Genomic DNA, 6315 nt, shown 5'->3' with positions numbered 1-6315 from the left:
CCGGCCGCTAGAATGCTCGGTGGCTTCACTCCTTCCTCCGAGGCAAAGTGCGCCTCTTTGTCAGGAGTTCCATCCCCCTCCCATTCTGAACGAGCCGCCTCCGCTTTTCTTACTTCCCAACACCGCAGCAGTTTTTATATTTTTTACCGCTACCGCATGGACATAAGTCGTTACGTCCAACTTGTTCACCTTTGACAACTGGTTTTTTCTTTGCTTCTTCACCGCTATCTACTGGTTGAACTGCTTCTCCTTGTGCTACTTCTTGGCGCTCTAGATTTTGTTCAATTTCCGCTTTCATAATGTAACGAGAGATTTCTTCTTCAATGGAAGCAACCATTGCTTCAAACATCGCAAAGCCTTCCATTTGATACTCACGAAGTGGATCAATTTGACCGTAAGCACGTAAATGAATCCCTTCACGAAGTTGATCCATCGCATCAATATGATCCATCCACTTCGTATCTACAACACGGAACACAACAACTTTTTCAAATTCACGCATTTGTTCTTCTGGCAGAAGTTTTTCTTTTGCATCATAGCGCTCTAATACTTTTGCCATAATTGGTTCGCTCATCTCTTCTGGTGCAAGACGACGTAATTCTTCTTCCTTAATGTCGCCTTCTTCAAGAAGAGTTGTATTTAAGTAGTCAATGAGACCTTTTATGTTCCAATCTTCTTCCACTTCTTCTTGTGTATGAAGCGCAACTGCTCGGTCTATCGTAGACTTCATCATCCCTTCGATGATGCTTCTTAAGTTTTCAGATTCCATTACTTCTTGACGTTGTTTATAAATTACTTCACGTTGTTGACGAAGTACATCATCATATTGTAGAAGCTGCTTACGTGCATCGTAGTTGTTTCCTTCTACACGTTTTTGTGCTGATTCTACCGCACGAGAAACCATTTTACTTTCGATCGGTTGTGAATCATCCATTCCGAGGCGATCCATCATCGCTTTCATATTATCAGAACCGAAGCGGCGCATTAGTTCATCTTCCATAGATAAATAAAACTGCGTCACACCAGGGTCTCCTTGACGTCCCGCACGACCGCGTAACTGGTTATCAATACGGCGGCTCTCATGGCGTTCTGTCCCGATAACGGCTAAACCGCCAGCCTCTTTTACACCTTCACCTAGCTTAATATCTGTACCACGTCCAGCCATATTTGTCGCGATTGTTACAGCGCCTTTCACACCAGCTTCTGCAATAATGTCGGCTTCACGCGCATGGTTTTTCGCATTTAAGATGTTATGACGTACACCTTTTCTTGTTAACATTTTTGAGATAAGCTCTGACGTTTCAATTGCTACTGTACCAACAAGGACTGGTTGACCATTTTTATGACGTTTCACAATATCTTGAACAACCGCATTGAATTTGCCTTCCATCGTTTTAAAAATTAAATCTGCACGGTCATCACGAACAACAGGTCTATTCGTCGGAATGACAATAACATTCATATTATAAATGTTGCGGAACTCTTCTTCTTCTGTCTTCGCTGTACCTGTCATACCTGATAACTTTTCATACATGCGGAAGTAGTTTTGGAATGTAATTGTAGCAAGCGTCATGCTTTCATTTTGAATTTCTACGCCTTCTTTTGCTTCAATTGCTTGGTGTAACCCTTCACTGTAGCGGCGTCCTTTCATAAGACGACCAGTGAATTGGTCTACGATCACAATTTCGCCCTCTTGTACAACATAATCCGTATCACGGTGCATTACAACGTGTGCGCGAAGAGCTTGATTAATATGATGAAGAAGTGCTACATGTTTTAAATCAAATAAGTTTTCAATATGGAATGCTTTTTCCGCTTTTGTAATTCCATCTTCTGTTAACATCACATTTTTTGTTTTCACATCAAATGTATAATCTTTTTCATTTTCTAATGTGCGAACAAATGCATTCGCAAACATATATAGTTCTGTTGATTTTTGTGCCTGTCCAGAAATAATAAGCGGCGTACGCGCTTCATCTATTAAGATAGAATCGACTTCATCGATAATCGCAAAATGAAGCGGACGTTGCACGCGCTGCTCTTTATATAGCACCATGTTATCACGTAAATAGTCAAAACCAAGTTCATTGTTCGTACTATATGTGATATCAGCAGCATACGCAGCTTGTTTCTCCTCCCGCGACATACTATTTAAATTAATTCCTACTGTTAAACCAAGAAATTCATGAAGTTGTCCCATTTCACTTGCGTCACGCTGTGCTAAATATTCATTGACTGTCACAACATGAACACCTTTACCTGTTAAAGCATTTAAATATACTGGTAAAGTAGACGTCAACGTTTTACCTTCACCAGTTTTCATTTCTGCTATATTCCCTTCATGTAAGGCAATACCACCCATTAACTGAACTGGGTATGGGCGCATACCCAGAACGCGGTGTGCTGCTTCTCGCACAACAGCGAAAGCTTCTGGTAATAAATCATCTACTGTCTCACCTTTTGCCAGACGCTCTTTAAACTCAGCAGTTTTTCCCTTTAATTGTTCATCAGTTAATGGCTTTATTGTCGGTTCAAGTGACTCGATTTGATCTACCATTTTCTGCATACGTTTAATTTGGCGTTGATTTGCATCAAATACCTTTTTTAAAATACCGATCATAGGAAATACGCTCCTCTTTTTATTAAAATAAAACTTCTGATTGCGTGCTCTCTATATTTCATCAATCAGTCGTGATAAAAAGCAAATTTATGTTCTGCCAATTTCTCTCCTAATTTAAAAAACCAAAATGTATAAACCTAATGATAATTGTAACACTTGTTTTATAGCTATGACAACAATCGTCCAAATGTATCCTTTATATAAAGTAACTCGATTTTTTAAACTATGACAAAAAACTAGACAAAAGTTTTATAAATTAGCGCTTCGCTTCATACAAAATAATAAGCACATTCTATTTCATAAAATTTAAAAAAGCGTAGCCTTTGACAGCTACGCTTTTGAATCGTTATTTTGCTTCAATTAATCCATATTTTCCATCTTTGCGGCCATATACAATATTTGTTTCGTTTGTATCCGCATTTGTGAAGACGAAGAAGTTATGACCTAACATATCCATTTGTAAAATTGCCTCTTCAACGTCCATTGGTTTTAAGTCAAATCGTTTTGTACGCACAAGTTCTAATTCATCTTCCTGTACTTCTTCTTGACCTAATTGATTTGGAAGAATAAAGGCAGTTTTAGCAGAACCTTTTTCACGTAATTTACGATTTACTTTTGTTTTATGTTTACGAATTTGACGCTCAATTTTATCAACTACTAAGTCAATTGCAGCGTACATATCGCTATGAGTTTCTTCGGCACGAAGTAATAAGTCTGTGAATGGAATTGTTACTTCGACTCTTTGCTTGCCAGAGTATACTTTTAAATTGACTTTCACTTCTGGGAATGTATCAAAATAGCGCTCTATTTTGCTAAGTTTCTTTTCTACATATTCCTTTAATGCTGGAGTTACTTCAATATTTTCACCACGAATGTTGAATTTCATAGATGAATTCCTCCTTTCAAGCCTATGTATATTGTTTCGACACTGGCTTAAAAAAACCTTTTAACTTTTTAAAAAAGTTGTTGAAATTGCAATTTTTATCATTTTTTGTTGAAAAGAAAAGATGCATCGTTTCTATTTTCATTTTACCCTATTAACATCATAAATAACGAATATAAGTATGGACAATTCGTTACAGAAAAGAAACAACTTTTTGACAATACTTTCTGCATACGATCGATAGCGGTTCTGCCTAACAGGATCCATACAACATAAAAAACCCTTGCTGAGGCAAGGGTTTCCAATTATATAAACGTTGCCACAATCGCAGCTCTATGTTCTCCAAATCCTTTACAACTTCACAACATTCACTGCTTGCGGCCCACGTGCTCCATCTACGATATCAAATTCCACACTTTGTCCTTCTTCTAATGTTTTATACCCCTCTTGCTGAATTGCAGAAAAATGGACAAAAACATCATCACCATCTTCGCGCTCAATAAATCCAAATCCTTTTTCTGCATTGAACCATTTTACTCTTCCTTGCATGTTTGTTCCATTCCCTTCACTCTAAAAATCAGGACATTCGCCCTATAGTTTGACTATAACGAATGACAACTTATCAAGTCAAAGAAGACTTGTCGTCTTTTTATTGTATCTTTCGACATCCACTATCCTCGGCAAAGTGTCAAACTAGATACACTTTGCGCACCTGCATGATATAGTAATTTACCGACTTGTCTCACCGTAATCCCCGTCGTATATACGTCATCTATAATTAAAAGATGTCGCCCTGTTAAACGCTCTGCTTCTTGAAAGTAAAAGGGATTGGCAGCAGCCATTCTCTCTATTCTCCCTTTTTTACTCTGTTTCTCTGTCTCTTTTCTAGTTAAAGATGTTGGTAAAATGGGAATTGGTAAGCAAGCCGCTAATCGTTCAGCCTGATTAAAGCCGCGCTCATATTCTCGTTCCTTACTAAGGGGCACAGGAATAAGGAATTGCGCATTTGAAAAGTATTTTTGAAATGTCGATACAAAGCCAACTTGAAAAATCTTCACAAGCTCTGCATCACCTCGAAACTTAAACCGTGCTAATATCTCTTTCATTCCATCATGATACACATATGTAGAACGATTCATTATGAAGGGAAAGCGATTTTCCTCTTTCCATTTCACACAATCTCTACAAATGTCCCCGCATCTATATGCTGGATCAAGAGAAGAGAAAGGACGACCACAGTCATAACAACATTCTCCTATAATATAAGAAAGTTTTCGTTCACATAGATTGCATATGCATCTATCGTGAGACCGAATAAAAAAAGAATACCAACTCGCTTCTTCGGCAATATAATCGTCACAAAATAAACAGTGCATCAATCTATCAACCCTTCTCGTTTAGCCCTTTTATTCATAAATTGAATATGTTTCTTCGCATCAGTCATTGCCTTCGTTTTTCCATAATGAAAATAAATGACTTCTCCCTTTGGATTGCGAGAACTTCTACCAACGCGGCCAGCTATCTGAACAAGCGCACTTTCAGAAAAAATATCCTCTTCTGCACCTAGCACAGCTACTTGTAAATTCGCGACCGTTACACCTCTCTCCAATATCGTTGTAGTTATGAGCAATGGTATATCCCCTTTACGAAATGCCTCTACTTTCTCTTTTCTCATTGGATCTTCTGCATGAACACCGGTAATTTTATGATGTAAACTTTGTAACACAGCCGTTACTTCCTCTACATAACAAATATGAGGAACAAATAAAAAGATAGGATAATGTTTTTGAAGATATATAAGAAGCCAGTCTAATAGAACTTGAGGAATTTGTTTACGTCTAAGTAGTTTTCTCCAGTTCCCGCACCATCTTAATTTAGGAACTGGTAAAGGGTGACGATGGTAACGCCCTGGTATAATGACACCTTTCTGTTTACCATTTTGCACACTCCGTTTCCATTTTTCTTCTGGAGTTGCTGTTAAATAAATATAGGAAGCATCCTCCTTCACCGCTTTTCTTACGGCCTCATGTAACATATAATCCATCGCATACGGAAAAGCATCGATTTCATCTATAATCATGACATCAAACGCCCTATAATAGCGAAGCAACTGATGCGTTGTAGCTACGATAAGCATCGCTTCTGTCTCATATTCTTTACTACCTCCGTATAATGCCGCAAATGGTACAGCCGGAAACACTTCTTGTAGCCGGGGAGCCAATTCTAATACAACATCTTTTCGAGGCGTCGCAATACAAACACGCTTACCGCTTTTAAGCGCTTCATCTATGCCGTAAAACAACATCTCTGTTTTCCCAGCACCACATACCGCCCAAATAAAAAAGGACCCTTTCTGTTTAATCGCTTCTACTACTCCCTTTGCAGCTCTATTTTGCCCTGGCGACAATACGCCTTTCCACTGTAAGGCATGAGGAAAACACTCTTGTTTCTCTTCGCAAACACTTCGAACAAGCATCGTACATTCACTTACCCGTCCCATCATGATACACTTCCGGCAATACGTACATACTTGATTACACCTTTTGCATAAAAAGGATGCAAATAAACGTTTTTCTTGATTCCCGCAACGTTGGCATATATAATCGGAAGATTTCCGAACAATTCCTTTTTCTAATACAATCTCCCCTCTACTTATGAAATCGTGCAACTGTTCTTTTGACAATGAAAGTTCGTGTAATAACATTTGTCTTCCTTTACGTATCATTAGACACCCCCTTCTCTACTTTACTTCCTTTTCATAACACTGTAAAAAATCAAAAAAGCCGATAACCTACTTATAAAATAGTAAGCT

General features: G+C 38.3%; 5 protein-coding genes. All 5 read right to left on the bottom strand.

The genetic code is table 11. The features are described 5' to 3' along the window. Positions 1-109: 109 nt before the first annotated feature. Positions 110-2620, bottom strand: coding sequence for a preprotein translocase subunit SecA (secA, locus tag MR063_RS17885; RefSeq protein ID WP_242200479.1), 2511 nt, complete (start codon positions 2618-2620; stop codon positions 110-112). A 346-nt stretch (positions 2621-2966) separates the two neighbouring features. Beyond that, positions 2967-3506, bottom strand: coding sequence for a ribosome hibernation-promoting factor, HPF/YfiA family (gene hpf / locus MR063_RS17880; RefSeq protein ID WP_242200477.1), 540 nt, complete (start codon positions 3504-3506; stop codon positions 2967-2969). Between the two features lie 348 nt (positions 3507-3854). Next, positions 3855-4052, bottom strand: a complete 198-nt coding sequence (locus tag MR063_RS17875; protein ID WP_242143829.1) for a cold shock domain-containing protein — start codon at positions 4050-4052, stop codon at positions 3855-3857. A 122-nt stretch (positions 4053-4174) separates the two neighbouring features. Beyond that, positions 4175-4879: a ComF family protein gene (locus tag MR063_RS17870; RefSeq protein ID WP_242200475.1), complete on the bottom strand. Its 705-nt coding sequence runs from the start codon at positions 4877-4879 to the stop codon at positions 4175-4177. After that, a complete protein-coding gene (locus MR063_RS17865) occupies positions 4879-6225 on the bottom strand; it encodes an ATP-dependent helicase ComFA (protein ID WP_242200486.1) in 1347 nt (448 codons plus the stop codon). The genes MR063_RS17870 and MR063_RS17865 overlap by 1 nt, the downstream gene beginning before the upstream one ends. Between the last annotated feature and the right edge of the window lie 90 nt (positions 6226-6315).

The sequence above is a fragment of the Bacillus cereus group sp. BfR-BA-01492 genome (assembly GCF_022662815.1).
In the GTDB taxonomy this organism is placed as follows: Bacteria; Bacillota; Bacilli; order Bacillales; family Bacillaceae_G; genus Bacillus_A; species Bacillus_A cereus_BD.
Note: the sequence above shows the minus strand (reverse complement) of the source record. Positions and strands in the feature narration are given on the sequence as shown.

What these genes read in the sequence shown, in the direction of transcription:
- secA (WP_242200479.1), bottom strand. Translation starts at nt 2,620, where the DNA reads ATGATCGGTATTTTAAAAAAGGTATTTGATGCAAATCAACGCCAAATT.
- hpf (WP_242200477.1), bottom strand. Translation starts at nt 3,506, where the DNA reads ATGAAATTCAACATTCGTGGTGAAAATATTGAAGTAACTCCAGCATTA.
- MR063_RS17875 (WP_242143829.1), bottom strand. Translation starts at nt 4,052, where the DNA reads ATGCAAGGAAGAGTAAAATGGTTCAATGCAGAAAAAGGATTTGGATTT.
- MR063_RS17870 (WP_242200475.1), bottom strand. Translation starts at nt 4,879, where the DNA reads ATGCACTGTTTATTTTGTGACGATTATATTGCCGAAGAAGCGAGTTGG.